Source organism: Streptomyces mutomycini (assembly GCF_001700505.1).
Classification (GTDB): domain Bacteria; phylum Actinomycetota; class Actinomycetes; order Streptomycetales; family Streptomycetaceae; genus Streptomyces; species Streptomyces mutomycini.
This window is the reverse complement of record NZ_MAPV01000014.1, coordinates 14,107-35,580: the sequence shown is the minus strand read 5'-3', so window position 1 is coordinate 35,580 and position 21,474 is coordinate 14,107. Positions and strand designations below refer to the sequence as shown.

Genomic DNA, 21,474 nt, shown 5'->3' with positions numbered 1-21,474 from the left:
GCAGGGCGTCGACGCCCTGCCGTGCGGCCTCGGTAGCCTGTTCGGCGACCTGGTCGAGGGCGGGTGCGAGCCGGGCGAGGACCGCGACCGCCTCGAAGGGGTCCAGGGACAGCAGGCGGACCACCGCAGTGGCCGGGCCACTGACCGTTTCGTAGGCGACGCAGTGTGCGGCGTCGGCGGGTCCCAGGCCCGCGGAGCGTGCCGTGAGCCCGAGGACGACGGGCTGGTGGGCACCGCGCGGCCGGGCTTCGGCGAGTGCGGCCAGTTCGGCACTGGGCCAGGTGGCTCGTGCCGCCCTCATCAGCTGACGGCCGAGCTTGCGTGCGACGCTCCTGAGCGCGGGCGAGGGCGTCCGGGCGTCGGCGGCCTCGTCCAGGGCGAGCGGGTCCAGGCCGTGGGCCGCCGCGGCTGCCAGGGCGGCGGAGGTGAGCCCGGTGGTGTGGAGCCGGCCCAGGCAGAAGTCCGCCAGGTCCTGGGCGTTGCGGATGTGTCCCGCTTTGACGGCCGGCTCGGCTCCACCGGAGTGGGCGTGGCCACCGGCGGGGAACCGGCCGTCGGCGAGGACGAGCAGGGCTGCGCGTGTCGTCATGAAGTGCTGTCCTGCCCTCAGAAGAGGAAGTACCGCTGGGCCATGGGAAGTTCGGCGGCGGGGGCGGGTTCGACGGGGTCACCGTCGATGGTGACGGCGAAGCTGTCGGGGTTGACGGTGACCCGGGGCAGGGCGTCGTTCTCCCGCATGTCCGCCTTCGTGACGCCTCGGGTGCTGGTGATCGCCACGAACTCCTTGCCGAGGCCCAGGCGGCCGGGCAGCCCGGCCTCGATGGCGGCCGAGGAGACGAAGTTGAAGGAGTTGGCCGCGGGGGCCCGGCCCACTGCGCCGAACATCGGGCGGGGCATGACCGGCTGCGGGGTGGGGATCGAGGCGTTGGCGTCGCCCATCTGGGCGTAGGCGATCTGGCCGCCCTTGATCACCAGTTGCGGTTTGACGCCGAAGAAGGCCGGATCCCAGAGCACGAGGTCGGCGAGCTTGCCGGTCTCGACGGAGCCGATCTCCCGGTCCAGGCCCTGGGCCACCGCGGGGTTGATGGTGTATTTGGCGACATAGCGACGCGCTCGGTGGTTGTCGGCGGAACCGTCACCCGGCAGTGCGCCGCGCCGCCGCTTCATCACATGGGCGGTCTGCCAGGTACGTAGGATCACCTCGCCGATGCGGCCCATCGCCTGGGAGTCCGAGGAGATGATCGAAATCGCTCCGAGGTCATGGAGGATGTCCTCGGCCGCGATGGTAGAAGGCCTGATCCGGGACTCGGCGAAGGCCAGGTCCTCCGGCACTGCCGGATTGAGGTGGTGACAGACCATCAGCATGTCGAGGTGCTCCTCGATCGTGTTGACGGTGTGCGGCCGGGTCGGATTGGTGGAGCTGGGCAGGACGTACGGCTCCGAGACCACACTGATGATGTCGGGAGCGTGTCCGCCGCCGGCACCTTCGGTGTGGTAGGCATGGATGGATCGCCCGGCGATGGCGGCCAGCGTGTCGGCGACGAAGCCGGCCTCGTTGAGCGTGTCCGTGTGGATGGCGAGCTGGGCGCCGGTCTCCTCGCACACGCCCAGGCAGGCGTCGATGACGGCGGGGGTCGCGCCCCAGTCCTCATGGATCTTGAATCCGAGCGCCCCGGCGCGCAGTTGGGAGTGCATGGCCTCGCGGGACATCGTGTTGCCCTTGCCGAGCAGACCGATGTTGACCGGGTAGCCCTCCAACGCCTCGAACATCCGGGCCAGATGCCAGGGGCCCGGGGTGATCGTCGTGGCCTTGGTGCCTTCGGCCGGGCCCGTGCCCCCACCGACCAGTGTGGTGATCCCGGAGGACAGCGCCTGGTCGACGAGGGTCGGCGAGATGAAGTGGACGTGCGCGTCGATGGCGCCCGCGGTGATGAACTTGCCGTTGCCCGCGATGATCTCGGTCTCGGGTCCGATGACCAGCTCGGGGTGGACTCCGTCCATCGTGTCCGGGTTTCCGGCCTTGCCGATCCCGGTGATCCGCCCGTCGCGGATGCCGATGTCGGCCTTGACGATGCCCCAGTGGTCGATGACGACGGCGCCGGTGACGACGGTGTCGGGGGCGCCTTCGGCGCGGGTGGTCCGCGCCTGGCCCATCGATTCACGGATCACCTTGCCGCCGCCGAACACGGCTTCGTCACCGGCCCGTCCGGGGCCGCCCGAGCGGTCCTCCTCGATCTCCACGACGAGGTCGGTGTCCGCCAGTCGGATGCGGTCACCCGTGGTGGGCCCGAACAGGTCGGCGTACACGGGGCGGCTGAGCTCAGGCATCGAGGGAACCTCCGGTGTCGCCGCGCAGTCCGGGGACGATGCGCAGACCTGCGAGCGGGACGAGTTCGACGTCGACGGGGATACCTGGCTCGAAGCGCACGGCGGTTCCGGCGGCGATGTTCAGCCGCAGTCCGTGGGCGGCGCGGCGGTCGAAGTCCAGGCCGGAGTTGGCCTCGGCGAAGTGGTAGTGCGAGCCGACCTGGACGGGCCGGTCTGCGGCGTTGAGGACGGTGAGGCGGGTGACGGGGCGGCCCTCGTTGAGCGGCACCGGGCCCTGTGCGTAAAGGATCTCTCCGGGAATCATCGGCTGCTCCCCCGTCAGACGATCGGGTCGTGGACGGTGACGAGCTTGGTGCCGTCCGGGAAGGTCGCCTCGACCTGGACGTCGTGGATCATCTCCGGGATGCCGTCCATGACGTCCGCACGGGTGAGGACCTTCCTGCCGGACGCCATCAGTTCGGCCACGGTCCGGCCGTCGCGGGCACCCTCGAGAAGGTGGGAGGTGATGAGCGCGATGGCCTCGGGGTGATTCAGCCGCAGTCCGCGCGCCCTGCGCTTCTCTGCGACATCGGCGGCCACATGGATGAGCAGGCGTTCCTGTTCGTGCGGAGTCAGTTGCACGCTTCCACCCTCTTCGTCTTCCGCCCGGTACCTGCCCCGGGCGCAGCGGGACCCTATCCCGCCTTCAACACTCTGTTGAACGATGAAGAGGGTTCCGCGGCCAGGTATTGCACGTTAGGGCGGAAGTTTTTCCGGCGCGTTAACTGATCTTTTGCGGATCCATGGACATCAGCCCGCGCAACCCGTTCTCCAGGACCTCCGGCTCGGCTCCCCCGAACAGGGCCTCCTGCGCGATGAACCCCTGAGCGGTGGCGATGAGCGTGCGGGCGACATCGTCGGCCGGCACGCCGGAAGGCATGAGCCCGGCCGCACGGTATGCCTCCACCAGCTTCGCCCAGGACGCGCGCATACCCGTGTAGCCGTCACGAAGGGTCTGCGCCAGCCTGTCGTTGCGCATGGTCTCCGCCCACACCTGAACGATGAGCGCGGCGCATGTACGGCGCTCCATCCCGTACACCTGCCCCTCGAAGACCCCACGCAGCACCCGGCTCAGCAGCACGTCGGGCGTGGGCGGCGGTGTGAGTTCGGCGGCCTCCCCGAAGGCCCGGCGGATACTGCCGAAGGCATCGTCGGCGATGGCCGCGATCAGGTCCTCCTTGCCCGCGAAGTAGCGGTAGACGGCACCCGCGGACAGTCCGACCTCCTTCAGCACGTCCTGCATCGACGTGCCATGGAAACCATTGCGGGCGAAGCAGCGCGCGGCACCGGCGAGGATCTGCCGGCGGCGGGCGTCGAGGTGCTCCTGGGATACACGTGCCATGACAGCAATCTAAAACGAACGTTCATTCTTGACAAGCGAACGCGCCGGGGAGACAGTGGCCGCAATCCGTAAAACGAACGATCCTTCTCTTTGAATTGAGGCAGTCGTCATGCCTGCTGCGCCGAATCGCCGCGCGGTCGCGGTCATCCTCCTCGTCCCGCTGATCGTGACGATCAGCCTCTGGGCCTTCTCGTGGCCCGCTGCCCGGATCGGCCCGCGCGATCTGCCCGTGGGCGTCGCGGGCGCCGCACCCGCGGCCGATCAGCTGCAGGAGCAGTTCGAACAGCGCGAGGGTGCCTTCGAGGTCCACCGCTACGCCGACGCGGGCGCGGCACGCGAGGCGATCGAGGACCGGGCCGTATACGGCGCCGTCGTCGTCACCGGGGAGGGACCGCACTTGCTCACCGCCTCGGCGGCGGGCCCCGTCGTCGCTCAGCTGCTGACCGAGGTGGCCGAGGGGGCGGCGCCCGCGGGCACCGTCATGCCGGTCACCGACGTCGTCGCGGCACCCGGGACGGATCCGCGGGGCGCCGCGCTCGGCGCGAGCATCCTGCCGCTGGCTCTCGCCGGCGTCGCCGCAGGGGCGATGGTGACCATGATGAAGCTGCGGGGCACCAGAGCGGCTCTGACCCTCGCGGGCGCGGCCGGACTCGTGGGGGTCGCCGCCACGGCGGTCGCGCACAGCTGGCTGGGCGTGCTCACGGGCGACTGGTGGACGGAAGCCGGCGTCGTCGGGCTGACCGTGCTGGCCATCGCCTCGGCCGTCGGGGGGCTCGCGGCACTGCTCGGCGCGAAGGGCATCGGCGTGGGCGCACTGCTGATGGTGCTGCTCGGCAATTCCTTCTCGGGCGTCACCAGCGCACCCGAGCTGCTCCCCGAACCGGTCGGCGCGATCGGCCAGTGGCTCCCGCCGGGTGCGGGTGGTTCGCTGCTGAGGTCGGTCGCGTTCTTCGACGGGGCCACCGCGGGCGGGGCCGCGCTGACCCTGGCGGTCTGGGCCACGCTGGGCCTGGCCGCCGTGCTGATCGGCGGCCGGCGGAAGCCGGAGGCGGAGGGCGCGGACCAGTTCACCGGACAGCGTCGCGAACCCGCCCTCACCAGCTGACGGAACAGCACCCGGATGAGCCGCACCCCTGCCGGGGCAGGCGGGGGCGCGGCTCTCGCCGTTCCACAGCCGGTGGCCTCGCCACCGGTGGCGGCAGCGGCACTCGACGGCGGCAGCACCCCCGGCGCCCGGGAGGTGTCAGCGGTCGCGGTCCTCGCGACTACGGCGCTCAGAAGGGTGAACGCCCGATGCTCCGAAGCCAGTTCCCGCCGCTTTCCGCCCTGGCGCGCGCCGAAGCCGAGTTCATCGACTGCTACGTGAGGCGCTCGGCCGGCTCGGCCGCATCAACCCCGCACGCGGCGGCGACACGCATGGGGCGCTCGGGCCGCTCAGGCTCTCGCCTCCCGGGCCACCGCTCTCCGCGACGCACGCGAATCGATGCACGAGCGGGGTGAGTCACAGATCCATGCGGAGACACTGGCCGGGCCACTTCGGCTGCTGGACGGGGAGCGCCGAGCCGGGCGGGTCTCCGTACCTCCCGCGTGTTCGAGTTGCACGCCCGCACGCCCGACCTGCCTGTGGCCGAGGCTTCTCGACGCCCTGTCACGACACGCCCGGTCGGCCGAGGAGTTTCCCTCGCTCGATCGGCGTAGGAGATCCTCCGCACGAGGGACAGCCCAACTTGCGCACCAGGTACGGACACTGAGCGGAACGCATTGTTCCGCCGCTGGTCCACGGCTGGTCGGGTGCGGCCGTCGTGGACCCGGGCCGGCCGCGTCCACCCGATCGGATCAGTTGTGTCGACTCCCACGTATCGCCGCTTCGGCCAGGAAATCCGGCAGTGCATGCGTAAAGATCCCTGGGACGACAAGCCCCCGCCACCGCGGCGGGGCGGTCCGGGCGGACGCCGAGTCCTGCCGCCGTCCGGATGCCTGGTCGACAGGAGTGGATCGGCAGGAGTGGAGGACCCGAGCACAACGGGCCGACCGGAGTTCCGGACGGCCCTCGGGGTGAAGCCGCTTCGCGCGGCCGGGCAACTTCGCCAGCCCGAACCCGACAGGTCATCCTTCACAGGCGGCTGACGAAGGGTTGCGCATGACTGCGCAGGTTCATGTCCCGTCTCTGTTCGCCCGGGTCGGTACGGCCTCGGTTCTGACATTCGCCGTATGCACCACCATGCTGGCCCCGGGCCTCGTGAACGACGCCGAGGCCGCCGTCCACTCGACGAAGGCACTCAAGGTCGCGGCCTCGAAGAAAGGCGCGCCCTACAGATGGGGCGCCACGGGCCCCCACCGGTTCGACTGCTCGGGGCTCACGCTCTACTCGTTCAGGAAAGCCGGCAGGAAACTCCCCCGCACGGCTCAGCAGCAGTACAACAAGACCCGCCATATCCCCAGGTCGCAGCGGAAACGCGGCGACCTGGTCTTCTTCCACGCGGGCCGCGGTGTGTACCACGTCGGCATCTACGCCGGCAGCGGGAGGATCTGGCACTCCCCGAAGGCAGGCGCGGTGGTCCGGCTGGAGAGGATCTGGACCGGGAACGTCTGGTACGGGAGGGTCCGCTGACACACTCTCCCCTCGGGTTCAGTGCAGCAGTGGCTGCGTCACCAGTACGAGACCCAGCACCGTGAGCGCCGCGCCGCTGCCGCCCTCGATCACTCGGGCGGTACGCGGCCGGCGCAGCCATAGGCCCAGCCGGTCGACCAGCAGGGCCACTGCCGGGAACCAGACGAGCGCGAGCAGGACGACCACCGATGCCAGCAGCAGCGTCCTGGGCAGAGGTGCCTGGCCGTCGGGGACGAACTGGGGCAGCAGGCTGAGGAAGAGCACGGGCGCCTTCGGGTTGAGGGCGTTGGTCAGGAAGCCCTGCCGCAACGCCCGCCCGGGTCCCGACCGCCTCGTGCCCGCGGTCCCCTCCTCCGCGCCCGCTCCGGCGGCGGCCCGCCGCCGCATGGCGTACAGGCCACTGAGGCCGAGGTGGAGGACGTACGCCCCGCCGAGCAGCTGGACGGTTCGGAAGAGGGCGGGCATCGCCACCAGCAGGGCGGCGAGTCCGGCGACGGCCAGCGCCGTGTGCACCAGGAGCCCTCCGGCCACTCCCACCGCCGCGGCCAGCCCGGACCGCCGGGAGACGAGCGCGTTGCGTACGACCACGGTGAAGTCCGCGCCGGGCAGCGCCACCATCCCCGCCGCAACGGCGACGAATGCGAGCAGTTGTGCGTCCATGGATCCACCATGACTGCTCCAGCCCTTTAGCATGTACTTGCAATCTGCTGGGCCTGCCAAAAGGAATACTTAATGTTTGACCCGACGCGGCTGGCCGCACTGGTGGCGGTGTCCGAGGCCGGCTCGATCACCAGAGCTGCCGCGCGGCTGGGTTACACCGCGCCCGCGCTCTCGCAGCAGTTGGCCAAGCTCGAGCGGGAGGCCGGGGCGGCCCTCCTCGTCCGTCACCACCGCGGAGCACGGCTGACGGCCGCCGGTGAGCTGCTGGCCGGGCGCGCCAGACGGGTGCTGGACGAGATGGACCAGGCGCGGCATGAGTTGGCCAGGCTCACAGGACTGTCGGGCGGCCGTCTGCGGGTCGGCACGTTCGTGACGGCCGGGATCCATCTGCTGCCGCCGGTGCTCACCGCGTTCCGTCGCGCGCACCCCGACGTGGAGCTGGCCGTCACGGACTACGAGCCGCCCGCCGGAGTCGCCGCGGTGGCGGCGGGCGACGTGGACCTGGCACTCACCCACGCTTACGAACCCGCGGCCGCCGATCCTCTGCCTGCGGGGCTCGCCGCCGAACCACTGCTGGTCGAGGAACTGGTGCTGGTCACCGCACTCGGACAGATGCTGTCCGACGGCAGCGGGCCGTTGCCCGTGGCCGAACTGGCGGGCCGCCCGCTGATCAGCAGCGCGCCGGAGCATCCGCCGCGGCGCGGGGTGGAGCGTGCGCTGGCCGAGGCGGGGGCCACCCCCGCCGTGGTGTGCGAGTCGCCCGGTTACGCCCTGGTGTGCGCCCTGGTCAGTGCCGGTCTCGGGGTGGCGGTGGTACCGGAGATGGTCGCCGCGATGTCCCCCGCACCCGTCGCCGTCCGGCGCCTGGAACCCGCCGCCTTCCGCAGGACGATTTCCGTGGTGCACCGGGGCAACCGGAACACCGCGGCGGCGGCGACGCTGATGGCGCTGCTGCGCAGCGGCTTCGGCCGGGCCTCCGGCGCGTAGGAGCGGCGGCCACGTCGCGCCTGCGGCTCTCCCCGGCGGCGTCAGGTCTGCGTGGGAACCGGCCAGGGGAGAGCGATCGACACGGTCTTCCCCCCGTCCGGGGTGGGACTGACGCTCAGACGGCCGCCGTGCTCCTTGGCCAGAGCCCGGATGATCACCATGCCGCGGCCGTTGTCCAGCCGGACGGCTGCGGGGAGCTTCTGGGGCCAACGGGGGTGACTGTCCGTCACACCGAGGTAGAACTCCACGTCCCGGTCGAGCCGGAGGGCCACGGTGAAGGTGGGCGACTGCCCGAAGGTGTGCTGGACCGCGTTGGTCGCGAGTTCGGAGACGATCAGCCGGATGGTGTCGGCGGTGTCGCCGTCCTCGGCCAGGCCCCATTCGGTGAGCACCCCGGCCACGTATCTCCGGGCCGCGGAGACCGAAGCCGGATCGCTCGGCAGAGTGAGGGCTGTTTCCTGCTGGTCTGCCATGGCGACGCCGCCCCTTTCCCGCCAGGACCGGCCCGCGGCCGGCCTGGATCGTGCTTCGCCGCCAGACTGCCACCGATGCCGCTCTCCATGACGGCGATCCACCAGGATATGCATACATCTGTCGCCCATTACGGTGAACTGCGCCCGCTGAGTCATGTCATGCAGTCGAGGGGCGGGCGGAACTCCGACCGCTCGCCGGAACGGGCTTCAGCCCGGTCAGCCGACGGGCCGGGGCGCGGTAGCCAGGACCGTATCCACGGCCTTCTCGATCTGACTGCGTGTCAGGTCGGCCCGGGCGGTCAGCCGCAGCCTGGAGATCCCGTCCGGAACCGACGGCGGCCGGAAACACCCCACCGCGAGACCCGCCGCACGGCAGTCGGCGGCCCAGCGGACCGCCGACTCCGCCGAGGGGGCACGGACCGACACGACGGCGGCGTCCGGGGGTGCCGCCGTCAAGCCGGCCGCCGTCAGCCGGCCGTGCAGTTCGGCGGCGACGGCCACGGCCCTCGCCGCGCGTCCGGGTTCGCGGCGCAGCAGACGAAGTGCGCCGAGCGCCGCCCCGACGGCCGCCGGCGCGAGGCCGGTGTCGAAGATGAACGTACGGGCCGTGTTGACCAGATGACGGATGACCCGGGCGGGCCCGAGCACCGCTCCGCCCTGGCTGCCCAGCGACTTCGAGAGGGTGAGCGTGACGACGACCCCCTCGCCGCCCGCGAGTCCGGCGGCCGCGAGTGCGCCGCGCCCGCCCTCGCCCAGGACGCCCAGTCCGTGTGCGTCGTCCACGACGAGAGCCGCGCCCGTGTCGCGGCACACGTCGGCGAGTCCGGGCAGCGGGGCCGCGTCGCCGTCCACCGAGAAGACGGAGTCGGTCACCGCCAGCGCCCTGCCGTCGTGCGACTGGAGGGCCTTGCGGGCTGCCTCGGGATCAGCGTGCGGCACTACGGCGGTGTCGGCACGCGAGAGCCGGCAGCCGTCGACGATCGAGGCGTGGTTGCCGGCGTCGGACACGATCAGCGAGCCGGCTCCGGTGAGCGCCGTGAGAACGGCGAGGTTGGCCGCGTAGCCGGAGGAGAACACCAGGGCGGCTTCGAATCCGCAGAAGGCGGCGAGTTCGCGCTCGAGTTCGGCGTGCAGCGCGGTGGAGCCCGTGACGAGCCGCGAGCCGGTGGCGCCCGCGCCCCATGTCCGTACCGCCTCGGCCGCGGCAGCGGTGACCTCGGGGTCCCTGCTCAGACCCAGATAGTCGTTGCTCGCGAGGTCCAGCAGTTCCGTCCCGGCGGCCCGGGGGCGCAGCGTCCGGACGAGTCCGGCGTCGGCACGGCGCCGGGCCTCGTCGTCGGTCCAGTCGAACGGGTCGTAGGACATGAGCGGGTCCCTTTTGTAGGCAGCTCACAGACCCTAACCGGGTGCGCAACAGGTCAGGGTGTGGCAATGCACACAGCATCAGCAGCCTCTATTGTCCGGTTCCTCCTTGGCCGATGGCGGTGGCGTACGTCAGGATCAACGCCATGGACCTGCTGAACACGCTGGTGGAAAAGGGGCTGCGGCGCGAACTGCCGACCCGTGACGAAGCGCTCGCCGTGCTGGCGACCTCCGACGACGAACTGCTCGACGTGGTGGCCGCGGCCGGAAAGGTGCGCCGCCAGTGGTTCGGCCGGCGCGTCAAGCTCAACTATCTGGTGAACCTGAAGTCAGGGCTCTGCCCCGAGGACTGCTCGTACTGTTCGCAGCGGCTCGGTTCCAAGGCCGAGATCCTCAAGTACACCTGGCTGAAACCGGACGAGGCGAAGAAGGCCGCGTCCGCGGGGGTGGCGGGCGGCGCCAAGCGGGTGTGCCTGGTGGCCAGCGGCCGGGGGCCCACCGACCGTGACGTCGACCGGGTGTCGCAGACGATCGAGGCGATCAAGGAGCAGCACGAGGACGTCGAGGTGTGCGCCTGTCTCGGGCTGCTCTCCGAGGGCCAGGCCGACCGTCTGAGGTCTGCGGGCGCCGACGCGTACAACCACAACCTGAACACCTCCGAAGGCACGTACGGGGACATCACGACCACGCACACGTACGCCGACCGGGTGGACACCGTGCAGCAGGCCCAGGCCGCCGGGCTTTCGGCGTGCTCCGGTCTGATCGCCGGGATGGGCGAGTCCGACGCCGACCTGGTGGACGTCGTCTTCTCGCTGCGTGAGCTGGATCCCGACTCGGTGCCGGTGAACTTCCTGATTCCCATGGAGGGAACTCCGCTCGCGAAGGACTGGCACCTCACTCCGCAGCGCTGCCTGCGGATCCTGGCGATGGTCAGGTTCGTGTGCCCGGACGTCGAGGTGCGGCTCGCGGGCGGCCGCGAGGTCCATCTGCGCTCGATGCAGCCGCTCGCGCTGAATCTGGTCAACTCCATCTTCCTGGGCGACTACCTGACGAGCGAGGGCCAGTCCGGCCAGACCGACCTCGACATGATCGCGGACGCCGGCTTCGAGGTGGAGGGCGCGTCCACGGCGACGCTCCCCGGGCACCGGGCACCGGCCGGCGGCGGCTGCGGTTCGCAGGAGGGCGGCTGCGCTCCCTGCGGCGACGCGGCCGAGACCGCTCCGGAGCCCTCCGAGGTCCTGGCGGCCCGTACGGACCTGGTGTCGGTCCGCCGTCGAGGCGCCGGGACGGACCTCGCTCCCAATGCCTGATCAGCTCAGCCCCGCGGAACTCCGCGCCCTGGACCGGACCCACGTGTGGCACCCCTACGGCCCGATGCCGGGCCGGCAGGAGCCGCTGGTCGTGGAGTCCGCGTCCGGGGTGCGTCTCCGGCTCGCCGAACCCGCTCACGGCCGACGTGAGTTGGTGGACGGCATGTCGTCCTGGTGGTCGGCGGTACACGGCTACAACCATCCGGTGCTCAACGAGGCCGCCCGTGGCCAGCTGGACCGGATGAGCCATGTGATGTTCGGCGGACTCACGCACGAGCCCGCCGTCCGGCTGGCGACACGACTCGTGGAGATCACCCCGGAGCCGCTGCAGCACGTCTTCCTCGCCGATTCGGGGTCGGTCTCCGTCGAGGTCGCGGTGAAGATGTGCCTGCAGTACTGGCGTTCGGCGGGGCGGCCCGCAAAACACCGGCTGCTCACGTGGCGCGGTGGTTACCACGGGGACACCTGGCAGCCCATGTCGGTGTGCGACCCCGAGGGCGGGATGCACGAGCTGTGGTCGGGTTCCCTCCCCCGGCAGATTTTCGCCGACACCCCGCCGGACGGCTTCGACGCCGAGCCGGACGAGGCCTACGTGAGGCATCTGCGTGAGCTGGTGGCCACGCATGCCGACGAGCTGGCGGCGGTGATCGTGGAACCCGTGGTGCAGGGTGCGGGCGGGATGCGCTTCCACTCCCCCGCCTACCTACGGGTGCTCCGCGAGGCGTGCGACGCGAACGACGTGCTGCTCGTGTTCGACGAGATCGCGACCGGGTTCGGCCGTACGGGACAGTTGTTCGCTGCCGGTCACGCAGGTGTCTCACCGGATGTCATGTGTCTCGGCAAGGCGCTGACCGGCGGTTATCTGACGCTGGCGGCGACGTTGTGTACCTCGCGTGTGGCAGAGGGCATTTCGAGCGGGGCCGTGCCGGTGCTGGCACACGGGCCGACGTTCATGGGAAACCCGCTCGCGTCGGCGGTGGCCTGCGCGTCCGTGGACCTGCTGCTGGGCCAGGACTGGGAGCTGGAGGTGAAGCGGATCGGCACGGGCCTGCGTCAGGGGCTGGCCGAGGCGGCGGACGTCCCGGGCGTACGTGACGTCCGGGTGCTGGGCGCGATCGGGGTCGTGCAGCTCGATCACGAGGTGGACATGGAGGCCGCGACACACGCCGCGGTTCGTGAGGGCGTGTGGCTGCGCCCGTTCCGTGATCTCGTCTACACGATGCCGCCCTATGTGACCGGCGACGACGATGTGGCACGGATCTGCCGGGCTGTGTGCGCCGCGGCGAGGGAGGGCTGAGATGACGATTCTCGTGATCACCGGTACGGGTACCGAGATCGGCAAGACGATCGTGACCGCGGCGGTGGCGGCCGCCGCCCGGGACCTGCGGGTCGCGGTCCTCAAGCCCGCCCAGACCGGACTCGCCCCGGGGGAACCGGGCGACGCCGCCGAGGTGGTGCGGCTGGCGGGCGCCCATGTCACCGCGGTCGAACTGGCCCGTTTCCCGGAGCCGTTGGCGCCCGAGACAGCCGCACGCCGAGCGGGCCTCGCGCCCGTACGGCCTTACGAGATCGCCGAGGCCGCCCAGAAGCTGGCGACGGAGCACGACCTGGTGCTGGTCGAGGGCGCGGGCGGGCTGCTCGTCCGCTACGACGGGCAGGGGGCCACGCTCGCTGACGCCGCGCGGCTGATGGCGGCACCCGTTCTGGTGGTCGCACCAGCGGGCCTGGGAACCCTCAACGCCACCGCGCTGACGACGGAGGCGCTGCGGACGCGCGGACTCACCTGTCGCGGGGTGGTGGTCGGAAGCATGCCGGCCGAGCCCGATCTGGCCTCGTGGTGCAACATCGAGGACCTCCCGGTCGCCGCCGGAGCCCCGCTGCTCGGGGCGGTCCCGGCCGGGGCGGGGGTGTTGGCACCGGCCGACTTCCGGGCCCGGGCGGCGAGTTGGCTGTCCCCGGAACTCGGCGGGAGGCGTCCCGCCGGATGAGCGGCTGAGCGGGCCCGCACGGGGGAGAATCGAAGGAGAGCCGTAATCACGTACCCGTGCCCGTGCCCTCCGAGGAGGTCCGATCATGCGTCGTCGCAGCACACCTGTCCCCCGGGACGCGGTACACCACCCGGTATTCGCCCGGTTCTACGCCCGGCTGAGCGTGACCGCCGACCTCAAGGGAGGTGTGGCGGGCCGCCGCGAAGAGCTTCTCGCCGGTCTTTCCGGCCGTGTCATCGAGATCGGCGCGGGCAATGGCCTCAATTTCGCGCACTACCCGGGGGCCGTGTCCGAAGTGGTGGCAATCGAGCCTGAGCGCAGCCTGCGGCAGCTGGCGGCCGGTGCGGCGCTCCGCGCGGAAGTGCCGGTCGACGTGGTGCCGGGCACGGCAGAGGCGCTGCCGGTCAAGAGCGAGGCGTTCGACGCTGCGGTCGCCTCACTGGTCCTGTGCACCGTGAGGGACCTGCCCCGGGCCCTGGCGGAGATCAAGCGTGTGCTGCGGCCGGGCGGTGAGCTGCGCTTCTTCGAGCACACCCTGGCTCCGGGACGGGCGCTGGCAGCGGCACAGCGGGCGGCGGACCGCACACTCTGGCCGCTGCTCTTCGGGGGCTGTCACACGGCGCGGGACACGGTCGCGGCCATCGAGGACGCCGGCTTCGAGCTGGGGGTGTACCGCAGGTTCCGCATCCCGGACAGCGGCGTGCAGCTACCGAGCTCCCCGTGCGTGCTCGGCGTGGCCCGCAGATCCGGGGTTGTGGACCGCTCGGCGGAGGCGGGCTGAGGAACTCCGGTCACAGGCTCCACCGGCGCAGTTCGTCGGCGATGGCGCGGACGTCGGCCTTGCCCTCCTTCACCAGGCGGGCCAGATCGCGTACCTGCTCGGGTGAGGTGATGACCTTGAGCCCTGAAGCGACGAGATAGCCGTAGGCGACGGCGGAGGCGAACATCGCGTTGGAATGCTCGAGCGCGGGCACGTGGAGCAGCAGCTGCAGCATGGCGGCTGCCCGGGAGTGCGGGTCGCTGTAGACGGGGCTGCCGAAGATCTCCGCCTCGTGCCGGCTGACAGCGGCGACGAGCGCACCCCAGTCGACGACCTGTGGATCACCGGGCGTCTTGTGCTCGGCGACCATGAGCAGCCAGGAAAGGTCGATCTGCAGATTCAACGGGTGCCTTTGCGCTCCGGGCCGAACTCCTCGGCGAACACCGACTCGTACTGCTTCATGAAGTCGGCCGCGGCCTCGACGAAGGTGTGTCCCACCTCGCCCGCATCCTGTTTGACGAGCTCCTCTATGTAGCGGTTCACGCTCATCCCGCGCTGCAGGGCACGCTGCCGCGCCGCCTCGGCGGTGGCCTCGTCCACTCGGACGTTCAGCTGAGTCTTGGGCACCACATCACGCTAGCGCGAGTGCGCTAGCACCCGCAAGTGGGCCGTGCCGCCACCTGGCGGCTTCGGGGACGGTCCGAGTCTCGTGATGCCGCGGCATGCACTCGCCCTGCCCCCGAACACTCTGGTTGGGTCGGGCCATGACTGATCTTGATATCCGCTGCGCCACCCTCTCGGACATCGACTCCGTCCTGCGGTTCTGGCGGGAGGCGGCGGAAGGCACCAGCATCACCGACGATCACGACGGAGTGGCCCGGCTGATCTCACGGGATCCCGAGGCCCTCCTCCTCGCGGAGCGCGACGGCGTGCTCACCGGGACCGTCATAGCCGGTTACGACGGATGGCGATGCTCCGCGTACCGCCTCGCCGTGCACCCCGACTACCGCAGGCAGGGCATCGCCGTTGCACTGCTGGAAGCCGCGGAGCGGCGGTTTCTCGCCCTGGGCGGGCGGCGGATCGACGCCATGGTGCTCGAGTCCAACGAGCTGGCCCATCACACGTGGGGCGCGACTGGCTACCATCGCGAGGACCACTGGCGGCGCTGGGTCAAGTCCCTCTGACGCATGACCCGCACCGCCGGACACTCGCGATCATCCACAAATCGCACGCCGGACAGGGCTTTTTGCCGATCCTTTACTATGGTTCCTCGACCGTCCGACCCTTTCGAAAGGTGTGAGCGTCCGCCCATGGGCGAGCCCCCCAGTAGTCGATACCGCCGACATCGCGCGGTCCCTCCGCCCCTGCCCGATCATGGGACGGAGGTGAACCGATGACCGAAGTGCTCCTGCTCCTCGTGGCACTGCTGCTCTCCGTCGTCTGCGGTGTGTTCGTGGCGGCCGAGTTCTCTCTGACCACAGTGGAGCGTGGCGAGCTCGAACGGAGCGTCGAGCAAGGGGACCGAGGAGCGGCGGGAGCGCTCAAGGCCGTACGCAGCCTCACCTACCAGCTCTCCGGCGCTCAGCTCGGTATCACCGTCACCAACCTGATCGTTGGCATGCTCTCCGAGCCCTCCATCTCCAAACTGATCCGGGGACCGGTGGAGGCGACCGGGCTGTCGCCCGGCGTGTCCTCCTCGCTGGCGCTCGTGATCGGCACGGCGCTGTCCACCGTGGTCCTCATGGTGGTGGGTGAGCTCGTCCCGAAGAACTGGGCGATCTCCTCCCCCCTGGCGGTCGCCCGCACGGTCGCCACGCCGCAGCGCGCGTTCACGGCGGTCTTCCGGCCCTTCATCAGCCATCTCAACAACACCGCCAACCGCATGGTGCGGCGCTTCGGCCTCGAGCCCGCCGAGGAGCTGGCCTCCGCACGCAGCCCGCAGGAGCTGGTCGCCCTGGCACGCCACTCCGCCAAGGAGGGCGCGCTCGAGGCGGACACCGCGGAGCTCTTCGTGCGCACCCTCAACCTGTCCGAACTGACCGCGGAGAACGTGATGACCCCGCGCGTCCAGGTCACGGCCCTGGAGGTGCAGGCGACCGCCGAGGACGTCGCGAACGCCACCCGGGCGACCGGCCTCTCCCGGTTCCCCGTCTACCGGGGCAGCCTGGACACGGTGGTAGGCGTCGCGCACATCAAGGACGTACTGGCCATTCCTGCGGAGGAACGGCCCCGTAAGCGGGTGTCGGACATGCTCCGCGAGCCACTGCTCGTACCGGAGACCCTGACCGTGGACCGCCTGCTGGACCGCCTTTCCGGAAAGCTGGCCATGGCCGTCGTCATCGACGAGTACGGCGGCACGGCGGGAGTCGTGACGCTGGAGGACATCGTGGAGGAAGTCGTCGGCGAGGTGCGGGACGAGCACGACCCGCACGAGACCCCCGACCTCGCGGCCGCGGGCGAGGACGCCGACGGCCGCACACTGTGGTCCGCCGACGGAGCGGCCCGCACGGACCAGCTCCGCACCATCGGGCTGCGGGTACCGGACGGGCCCTACGAAACACTCGCCGGGCTGATCGCCACGGAGGTCGGCCGCATTCCGGTGGTCGGCGACTCCGTCGAGCTCACCGGCTGGCGGATCGACGTGGTGGACGCTTCGGGGCACCGCGCCGCTCGTGCGCTGCTCCATGCGCCGCTGCCCGGTGACGACGAGCCGGAGGAGGACGAACGATGATCGCCGTCCAGCTCTTCATCGGCTTGCTGACCCTGGTCGTCAACGCCTTCTTCGTCGGCGCGGAGTTCGCCCTGATCTCCGTACGCCGCAGCCAGATCGAGCCCGAGGCCGAAGCCGGGAACCGGCGGGCCCGCAGCGTGATCTGGGGCCTGGAACACGTGTCGGCGCTTCTGGCGGCGGCTCAGCTGGGCATCACGCTCTGCACGCTGGTGCTGGGTATCGTCGCCGAGCCCGCCATCGCCCACCTGCTGGAACCGGTCTTCGACGCGGTGGGGGTGCCCCACGGGCTGGTCCACCCGATCTCGTTCGTCATCGCGCTGACCGTGGCGACGTACCTGCACATGCTGCTGGGCGAGATGGTGCCGAAGAACATCGCGCTGGCCGAGCCCGCCCGCACCGCTCTGCTGCTCGGACCACCCCTGGTGACGCTGGCCAGGGCGCTGAAGCCGGTGATCTTCGCGATCAACGCCTTCGCGAACACTTTGCTCAAGCTGCTGCGGGTGGAGACCAAGGACGAGGTGTCCGCGACCTTCTCCGACGACGAGCTCGCCCGCCTCGTCAAGGACGCCGAGGATTCCGGGCTCGTCGACGACCGCTCCGCGGACCGTCTGCGCCACGCGCTGGAACTGGGCCGCCGGCCGGTCCAGGACGTACTCCTTCCGGTCGACCGGGTGCTGTACACCAGGGTCGGCACGACCCCGGAGGAGCTCGAGCGGCTCTCGCACGAGTCCGGCTTCTCGCGCTTCCCCGTGATGGACAGCGAGCAGCGCATCATCGGGTACCTCCACGTGAAGGACGCTCTGGACGCCGCGCCGCGCGATGTGCCGTTCCCGGTCAGTGCTCTGCGGCCGATCGCCCGCGTGCGTGCGGCCACGCCTCTGGACGACGTGCTGACCGCGCTCCGGCGGAGCCGGACGCATCTGGCAGCCGTGCTCGACGAGGACGGCCGGCTGGCGGGCATGATCACGATGGAGGACGTGCTGCGTGAGCTCGTGGGCAGGCCCCAGGCCCGCTGACCTCCCGCGTGGGCCGCGTGACGGCTCCGGCGTGGGCTCCGGCTCCCGGCGCCGGGTGAATGGCGTCGGGTGAATGGCGTCGGGTGACAGTGCGATGAGGGGTGCGGCCACGCGGTCGCGCCCCTCCTTCGCGCTTCCCCCGGCTCCCCGGGGGCCGGCGCTCCCGCAGACCCGACCCGGCGGATCGTACCGGCGCGGTACGATCAGCAGCGCCATGGAATTGAATGCGCCCTACACCAGTCTTGTCGCGGTCGGCGACTCGTTCACCGAGGGCATGTCGGATCTGCTGCCCGATGGTTCCTATCGCGGCTGGGCCGATGTCCTGGCCGCCCGCCTCGCGGCACGTGCGCCCGGCTTCCGGTACGCCAATCTCGCCGTGCGGGGAAAGCTCATCGGTCAGATCGTCGACGAGCAGGTCGGCATCGCCGCGGCATTGCAGCCGGACGTGATCACGCTCGTCGGCGGGCTCAACGACACCCTGCGGCCGAAGTGCGACATGGGGATGGTCCGCGGCCGGCTGGAGGAGGCGGTGGAACGTCTCGCGCCGTCGTGCAAGACCTTGGTGCTGATGCGCAGCCCCGGCCGGAACGGTCCGGTGATGGAACGCTTCCGTCCGCGCATGGAGGAACTGTTCGCACTGATCGGTGACCTGGCCGAGCGTCACGGTGCGGTGGTGGCCGACCTGTACGGCGCGCCGTCTCTGGGCGATCCGCGGATGTGGGACGTCGACAGGTTGCACCTGACGGCCGAGGGCCATCGCAGGGTCGCGGAAGCCGTGTGGCAGACGCTGGGGCTGCCTGCGGAGAGTGACTGGCGGGCTCCGATGCCGGCGTCGGCGCCCGCGCGTTGGGCGCAGCGGCGGATCGACGACGTCCGGTTCGGCCGACAGCATCTGATCCCGTGGATCGGCCGACGCCTGACCGGGCGCTCGTCCGGCGACGGCCGGGCCGGCTCACAGTTCGACGCGGAGCTGGGGAAGGCGTTCTGGATCTCTCCCGAGGACGGGGCGGCCGCACCCGGACCCGTGACGGGGTGGCGACGGCTCGACGGCTGACCGCTTCACGGCGGCCGGCTGGTGGGCTGGCGCACCTCGGAGGATGTTCACGCGGTCCTGCGGGACTCGGGGTCCCGCTCGGAAGCCGCGCCAGGACCGTGAGGGGCCATGAGGTGAGACCCTTGTGGGAAACCACAAATCAGCCCGCGGCGCGGACCTGCAGAAACCGCCAGTAGAATCGGGACACGTGACTGCTGTGTCTGCGAAGCCTCGCATCCCCAATGTCCTGGCCGGCCGCTATGCCTCTACGGAGCTGGCCGTCCTCTGGTCCCCCGAGCAGAAGGTGAAGCTGGAACGTCAGCTGTGGCTGGCGGTGCTGCGCGCTCAGAAGGACCTCGGGATCGAGGTACCCGACGCCGCTCTGGCCGACTACGAGCGGGTGATCGACCAGGTCGACCTGGCCTCGATCGCCGAGCGCGAGAAGGTCACCCGGCACGACGTGAAGGCCCGCATCGAGGAGTTCAACGCTCTCGCCGGGCATGAGCAGGTCCACAAGGGGATGACCTCCCGGGACCTCACCGAGAATGTCGAGCAGCTCCAGATCCGGCTCTCGCTCGAGCTGATGCGCGACCGCACGGTGGCGGTCCTGGCACGGCTGGGCAAGCTCGCGGCCGAGTACAGCGAGCTGGTCATGGCAGGCCGTTCGCACAACGTCGCCGCGCAGGCGACGACCCTCGGCAAGCGCTTCGCCACCGCCGCGGACGAGCTGCTCGTGGCCTACGGCCGGCTGGAAGACCTGCTGGGCCGTTATCCTCTGCGCGGCATCAAGGGGCCCGTCGGTACGGCACAGGACATGCTGGACCTGCTCGGCGGCGACGCGGGCAAGCTCGCCGATCTGGAGCAGCGCATCGCCGGGCACCTCGGCTTCGCGCACGCCTTCACCTCCGTCGGCCAGGTGTACCCCCGTTCCCTCGACTACGACGTGGTGACGGCACTGGTCCAGCTGGCCGCCGCCCCCTCGTCGGTCGCCAAGACCATCCGGCTTATGGCCGGGCATGAGCTGGTGACTGAGGGCTTCAAGCCCGGCCAGGTCGGCTCGTCGGCGATGCCGCACAAGATGAACACCCGCTCCTGTGAGCGCGTCAATGGCTTGATGGTGATCCTGCGCGGCTACGCGTCGATGACGGGCGAGCTGGCCGGCGACCAGTGGAACGAGGGCGACGTGTCCTGCTCCGTGGTCCGACGGGTCGCGCTGCCGGACGCCTTCTTCGCATTCGACGGCCTGCTGGAGACCTTCCTCACCGTCCTCGACGAGTTCGGTGCGTTCCCCGCGGTCGTGGCGCGTGAGCTGGACCGCTACCTCCCCTTCCTCGCCACGACCAAGGTGCTGATGGGCGCGGTGCGGGCCGGAGTCGGCCGCGAGGTCGCGCACGAGGCAATCAAGGAGAACGCGGTCGCCTCGGCGCTCGCCATGCGGGAGCAGGGCGCGGAGCGCAACGAACTGCTGGGCAAGCTGGCCGCCGACGAGCGGATCCCGCTCGACCGCGGGGAGCTCGATGCCCTGATGGCCGACAAGCTCTCGTTCACCGGTGCGGCGGGCGACCAGGTCGCGTCGCTGGTCTCCAGCATCGAGCAGATCGCCAAACAGCACCCACAGGCTGCCGCATACGCCCCCGGCTCCATCCTCTGACGACCGCCACCGCTGCCGGATGACACCCGAGGAGCTTCAGGCCGCCCGCGATCGCGTCGTACCCGACGTGGTCGCGGGCGGTCTGCGTGTGCTGTTCTGCGGAATCAACCCGAGCATCATGACTGCCACCACGGGACACCATTTCGCCCATCCGGGGAATCGGTTCTGGCCGGTACTGCATCTGTCGGGCTTCACGCCCAGGCAGCTGAAACCGTCCGAACAGGAACAACTTCTGGGATTCGGACTGGGGATCACCAATGTGGTGGCCAGGGCAACGGCACGGGCGGACGAACTCGGCCCGGAAGAGTTCCGTGAAGGCGGAAGGGTGCTCTCGGCCAAGGTGGAGAAGCTGCGCCCGCTGTGGCTCGCGGTGGTCGGTGTCACCGCTTATCGCACGGCCTTCGGCGATCGCCGTGCGCGGATCGGCCCTCAGGAGCGGACCGTCGGCGGCGCTCGTGTCTGGGCGCTGCCCAATCCGAGTGGGCTGAACGCGCACTGGACCGTGCGCACCATGGCGGAGGAGTACGCCCGCCTGGCGCGGACGGCCGGCTGGGACGCCGCCGGCTGAGGTCCTCGCCTCCCGGCTCGGGCAGGAAGTGCCGCAGGACCGCACGGGAACTGCCACAGAAATGCTGCGGGTCGGATACCCAGGGGCTGGACATCTCATCGCTCAGGGTGGGTCGATGGCGGTGACCAGTACCCCCAACTCGCAGCCCGGTCCGTCGTCCTCCTGGTAGAGCACAACGGCCACCCATCGGCCTTGCGTCCGCCACAACTGGAGGTACTCGCAACTCGCGACTGGTTCGGCCCAGGGCTCGGCTATCACCTCCCCCGCCGCCATCCGTTCCTGTGCGCTCCACAAGCTGATGACATCTGGCTCGCCCCAGCGCAGCGTCAGCAGGGTGAGCAGCGCATCGTGTTCGGCCAGGCACTGCACCCGGTGTTCTGTGCTATCTGCCCCGTCTCCCTCCTCGTGGCCGTCCTCGCCGATGAGGAGCTCCGTGTGGTAGCCGGGTCCGCTGACTCCCGAGCCCGACGAAACGCGTTCCGGGGGGAAGTCCTTGGTGCGCATCCCGTCAATGAGGCGGAGGTGATGTGCGGTGGTCATACCGTCAGTAAACCGCCCCGCACTGACACATGGCCCCCACCAGGCAGTCCGCTGCTCCCACAAGCTCCCGAAAGC

24 protein-coding genes, 1 pseudogene and 1 riboswitch are annotated in these 21,474 nt (G+C 70.6%); of the genes and pseudogenes, 14 read left to right on the top strand and 11 right to left on the bottom strand.

Annotation, left to right across the window (positions count from 1 at the left end; all coding sequences use genetic code 11):
- The 5 genes from BFF76_RS01960 to BFF76_RS01940 form a co-directional block, all read right to left on the bottom strand.
- On the bottom strand, positions 1 to 589 hold a 589-nt coding region (locus tag BFF76_RS01960), incomplete at its 3' end, for an urease accessory protein UreF (protein ID WP_065846879.1).
- 17 nt (positions 590 to 606) lie between these two features.
- On the bottom strand, positions 607 to 2,328 hold the full coding sequence (locus tag BFF76_RS01955; protein ID WP_031094087.1) for an urease subunit alpha: 1,722 nt from the start codon (positions 2,326 to 2,328) through the stop codon (positions 607 to 609).
- Entirely contained in the window at positions 2,321 to 2,632 is a 312-nt protein-coding gene (locus BFF76_RS01950) for an urease subunit beta (protein ID WP_031094089.1), read from the bottom strand. Before BFF76_RS01950 ends, BFF76_RS01955 begins: the two co-directional genes overlap by 8 nt.
- 14 nt (positions 2,633 to 2,646) lie before the next feature.
- Complete coding sequence (locus tag BFF76_RS01945; RefSeq protein ID WP_031094092.1) at positions 2,647 to 2,949, bottom strand: urease subunit gamma; 303 nt, start codon at positions 2,947 to 2,949, stop codon at positions 2,647 to 2,649.
- Between the two features lie 139 nt (positions 2,950 to 3,088).
- Positions 3,089 to 3,709 (bottom strand): TetR/AcrR family transcriptional regulator, encoded by a 621-nt coding sequence (locus BFF76_RS01940; RefSeq protein WP_031094093.1) that lies wholly within the window; start codon positions 3,707 to 3,709, stop codon positions 3,089 to 3,091.
- Positions 3,710 to 3,818: 109 nt separating this feature from the next.
- Between BFF76_RS01940 and BFF76_RS01935 the strand changes: the two genes are divergently transcribed.
- The 3 genes and pseudogenes from BFF76_RS01935 to BFF76_RS01930 all read left to right on the top strand — a co-directional run bounded on the left by BFF76_RS01935 (position 3,819) and on the right by BFF76_RS01930 (position 6,320).
- The gene (locus BFF76_RS01935) at positions 3,819 to 4,814 is read left to right on the top strand and encodes a hypothetical protein (RefSeq protein WP_065846877.1); all 996 of its coding nucleotides are present in this window, start codon (positions 3,819 to 3,821) and stop codon (positions 4,812 to 4,814) included.
- Between the two features lie 188 nt (positions 4,815 to 5,002).
- Positions 5,003 to 5,294 (top strand): annotated as a pseudogene (locus BFF76_RS33465) (hypothetical protein); the annotation flags it as partial.
- 379 nt (positions 5,295 to 5,673) lie between these two features.
- Positions 5,674 to 5,846, top strand: a riboswitch (cyclic di-AMP (ydaO/yuaA leader).
- 3 nt (positions 5,847 to 5,849) lie between these two features.
- Positions 5,850 to 6,320: a C40 family peptidase gene (locus BFF76_RS01930; protein ID WP_031094098.1), complete on the top strand. Its 471-nt coding sequence runs from the start codon at positions 5,850 to 5,852 to the stop codon at positions 6,318 to 6,320.
- An 18-nt stretch (positions 6,321 to 6,338) separates the two neighbouring features.
- On the opposite strand, the gene BFF76_RS01925 is transcribed toward BFF76_RS01930, so the two are convergent.
- On the bottom strand, positions 6,339 to 6,980 hold the full coding sequence (locus BFF76_RS01925) for a LysE family translocator (RefSeq protein ID WP_065846875.1): 642 nt from the start codon (positions 6,978 to 6,980) through the stop codon (positions 6,339 to 6,341).
- Between the two features lie 72 nt (positions 6,981 to 7,052).
- Between BFF76_RS01925 and BFF76_RS01920 the strand changes: the two genes are divergently transcribed.
- Positions 7,053 to 7,967, top strand: a complete 915-nt coding sequence (locus tag BFF76_RS01920) for a LysR family transcriptional regulator (RefSeq protein WP_053931230.1) — start codon at positions 7,053 to 7,055, stop codon at positions 7,965 to 7,967.
- A 41-nt stretch (positions 7,968 to 8,008) separates the two neighbouring features.
- On the opposite strand, the gene BFF76_RS01915 is transcribed toward BFF76_RS01920, so the two are convergent.
- Together BFF76_RS01915 and BFF76_RS01910 are read right to left on the bottom strand one after the other, a co-directional pair.
- A complete protein-coding gene (locus BFF76_RS01915; RefSeq protein WP_053931229.1) occupies positions 8,009 to 8,440 on the bottom strand; it encodes an ATP-binding protein in 432 nt (143 codons plus the stop codon).
- A gap of 216 nt (positions 8,441 to 8,656) precedes the next feature.
- Entirely contained in the window at positions 8,657 to 9,805 is a 1,149-nt protein-coding gene (locus tag BFF76_RS01910; RefSeq protein ID WP_065846873.1) for an 8-amino-7-oxononanoate synthase, read from the bottom strand.
- Positions 9,806 to 9,948: 143 nt separating this feature from the next.
- Between BFF76_RS01910 and bioB the strand changes: the two genes are divergently transcribed.
- The 4 genes from bioB to BFF76_RS01890 all read left to right on the top strand — a co-directional run bounded on the left by bioB (position 9,949) and on the right by BFF76_RS01890 (position 13,881).
- Positions 9,949 to 11,112: a biotin synthase BioB gene (gene bioB / locus BFF76_RS01905; protein ID WP_065846881.1), complete on the top strand. Its 1,164-nt coding sequence runs from the start codon at positions 9,949 to 9,951 to the stop codon at positions 11,110 to 11,112.
- On the top strand, positions 11,105 to 12,409 hold the full coding sequence (locus tag BFF76_RS01900) for an adenosylmethionine--8-amino-7-oxononanoate transaminase (RefSeq protein ID WP_053931227.1): 1,305 nt from the start codon (positions 11,105 to 11,107) through the stop codon (positions 12,407 to 12,409). Before bioB ends, BFF76_RS01900 begins: the two co-directional genes overlap by 8 nt.
- Before the next feature lies 1 nt (position 12,410).
- Positions 12,411 to 13,100: a dethiobiotin synthase gene (gene bioD / locus BFF76_RS01895; protein WP_065846871.1), complete on the top strand. Its 690-nt coding sequence runs from the start codon at positions 12,411 to 12,413 to the stop codon at positions 13,098 to 13,100.
- Between the two features lie 85 nt (positions 13,101 to 13,185).
- Positions 13,186 to 13,881, top strand: coding sequence for a class I SAM-dependent methyltransferase (locus tag BFF76_RS01890; RefSeq protein WP_053931225.1), 696 nt, complete (start codon positions 13,186 to 13,188; stop codon positions 13,879 to 13,881).
- A 10-nt stretch (positions 13,882 to 13,891) separates the two neighbouring features.
- Here BFF76_RS01890 and BFF76_RS01885 read toward each other — a convergent pair whose 3' ends face one another.
- Together BFF76_RS01885 and BFF76_RS01880 are read right to left on the bottom strand one after the other, a co-directional pair.
- Positions 13,892 to 14,263 (bottom strand): hypothetical protein, encoded by a 372-nt coding sequence (locus tag BFF76_RS01885; RefSeq protein ID WP_031094113.1) that lies wholly within the window; start codon positions 14,261 to 14,263, stop codon positions 13,892 to 13,894.
- A complete protein-coding gene (locus BFF76_RS01880; RefSeq protein ID WP_030921856.1) occupies positions 14,260 to 14,487 on the bottom strand; it encodes a hypothetical protein in 228 nt (75 codons plus the stop codon). Before BFF76_RS01880 ends, BFF76_RS01885 begins: the two co-directional genes overlap by 4 nt.
- A gap of 137 nt (positions 14,488 to 14,624) precedes the next feature.
- Between BFF76_RS01880 and BFF76_RS01875 the strand changes: the two genes are divergently transcribed.
- The 6 genes from BFF76_RS01875 (at position 14,625) to mug (ending at position 20,859) form a co-directional block, all read left to right on the top strand.
- Positions 14,625 to 15,044: a GNAT family N-acetyltransferase gene (locus tag BFF76_RS01875; RefSeq protein WP_031094115.1), complete on the top strand. Its 420-nt coding sequence runs from the start codon at positions 14,625 to 14,627 to the stop codon at positions 15,042 to 15,044.
- A gap of 209 nt (positions 15,045 to 15,253) precedes the next feature.
- The gene (locus BFF76_RS01870; RefSeq protein ID WP_031094117.1) at positions 15,254 to 16,591 is read left to right on the top strand and encodes a hemolysin family protein; all 1,338 of its coding nucleotides are present in this window, start codon (positions 15,254 to 15,256) and stop codon (positions 16,589 to 16,591) included.
- Complete coding sequence (locus BFF76_RS01865) at positions 16,588 to 17,607, top strand: hemolysin family protein (protein ID WP_031094119.1); 1,020 nt, start codon at positions 16,588 to 16,590, stop codon at positions 17,605 to 17,607. Before BFF76_RS01870 ends, BFF76_RS01865 begins: the two co-directional genes overlap by 4 nt.
- Before the next feature lie 214 nt (positions 17,608 to 17,821).
- A complete protein-coding gene (locus tag BFF76_RS01860; RefSeq protein ID WP_053931224.1) occupies positions 17,822 to 18,661 on the top strand; it encodes an SGNH/GDSL hydrolase family protein in 840 nt (279 codons plus the stop codon).
- Positions 18,662 to 18,848: 187 nt separating this feature from the next.
- A complete protein-coding gene (gene purB / locus BFF76_RS01855; protein ID WP_208604805.1) occupies positions 18,849 to 20,291 on the top strand; it encodes an adenylosuccinate lyase in 1,443 nt (480 codons plus the stop codon).
- Between the two features lie 19 nt (positions 20,292 to 20,310).
- Positions 20,311 to 20,859 carry a G/U mismatch-specific DNA glycosylase gene (gene mug, locus BFF76_RS01850; RefSeq protein WP_065846867.1) on the top strand — a complete coding sequence of 183 codons (549 nt, stop codon included), beginning with the start codon at positions 20,311 to 20,313 and terminating at the stop codon, positions 20,857 to 20,859.
- A 102-nt stretch (positions 20,860 to 20,961) separates the two neighbouring features.
- Here mug and BFF76_RS01845 read toward each other — a convergent pair whose 3' ends face one another.
- Positions 20,962 to 21,399, bottom strand: coding sequence for a hypothetical protein (locus tag BFF76_RS01845; protein WP_031094127.1), 438 nt, complete (start codon positions 21,397 to 21,399; stop codon positions 20,962 to 20,964).
- Positions 21,400 to 21,474 lie beyond the last annotated feature (75 nt).

Bases quoted from the DNA above. Each gene is read 5' to 3' on its own strand.
- BFF76_RS01845 (WP_031094127.1), bottom strand. From the start codon at position 21,399: ATGACCACCGCACATCACCTCCGCCTCATTGACGGGATGCGCACCAAG.
- BFF76_RS01935 (WP_065846877.1), top strand. From the start codon at position 3,819: ATGCCTGCTGCGCCGAATCGCCGCGCGGTCGCGGTCATCCTCCTCGTC.
- BFF76_RS01920 (WP_053931230.1), top strand. From the start codon at position 7,053: ATGTTTGACCCGACGCGGCTGGCCGCACTGGTGGCGGTGTCCGAGGCC.
- BFF76_RS01900 (WP_053931227.1), top strand. From the start codon at position 11,105: ATGCCTGATCAGCTCAGCCCCGCGGAACTCCGCGCCCTGGACCGGACC.
- mug (WP_065846867.1), top strand. From the start codon at position 20,311: ATGACACCCGAGGAGCTTCAGGCCGCCCGCGATCGCGTCGTACCCGAC.
- BFF76_RS01875 (WP_031094115.1), top strand. From the start codon at position 14,625: ATGACTGATCTTGATATCCGCTGCGCCACCCTCTCGGACATCGACTCC.
- BFF76_RS01910 (WP_065846873.1), bottom strand. From the start codon at position 9,805: ATGTCCTACGACCCGTTCGACTGGACCGACGACGAGGCCCGGCGCCGT.
- BFF76_RS01940 (WP_031094093.1), bottom strand. From the start codon at position 3,709: ATGGCACGTGTATCCCAGGAGCACCTCGACGCCCGCCGCCGGCAGATC.
- bioB (WP_065846881.1), top strand. From the start codon at position 9,949: ATGGACCTGCTGAACACGCTGGTGGAAAAGGGGCTGCGGCGCGAACTG.
- BFF76_RS01930 (WP_031094098.1), top strand. From the start codon at position 5,850: ATGACTGCGCAGGTTCATGTCCCGTCTCTGTTCGCCCGGGTCGGTACG.
- BFF76_RS01925 (WP_065846875.1), bottom strand. From the start codon at position 6,980: ATGGACGCACAACTGCTCGCATTCGTCGCCGTTGCGGCGGGGATGGTG.
- BFF76_RS01865 (WP_031094119.1), top strand. From the start codon at position 16,588: ATGATCGCCGTCCAGCTCTTCATCGGCTTGCTGACCCTGGTCGTCAAC.
- BFF76_RS01860 (WP_053931224.1), top strand. From the start codon at position 17,822: ATGGAATTGAATGCGCCCTACACCAGTCTTGTCGCGGTCGGCGACTCG.
- BFF76_RS01890 (WP_053931225.1), top strand. From the start codon at position 13,186: ATGCGTCGTCGCAGCACACCTGTCCCCCGGGACGCGGTACACCACCCG.
- BFF76_RS01955 (WP_031094087.1), bottom strand. From the start codon at position 2,328: ATGCCTGAGCTCAGCCGCCCCGTGTACGCCGACCTGTTCGGGCCCACC.
- BFF76_RS01915 (WP_053931229.1), bottom strand. From the start codon at position 8,440: ATGGCAGACCAGCAGGAAACAGCCCTCACTCTGCCGAGCGATCCGGCT.
- BFF76_RS01950 (WP_031094089.1), bottom strand. From the start codon at position 2,632: ATGATTCCCGGAGAGATCCTTTACGCACAGGGCCCGGTGCCGCTCAAC.
- bioD (WP_065846871.1), top strand. From the start codon at position 12,411: ATGACGATTCTCGTGATCACCGGTACGGGTACCGAGATCGGCAAGACG.
- BFF76_RS01870 (WP_031094117.1), top strand. From the start codon at position 15,254: ATGACCGAAGTGCTCCTGCTCCTCGTGGCACTGCTGCTCTCCGTCGTC.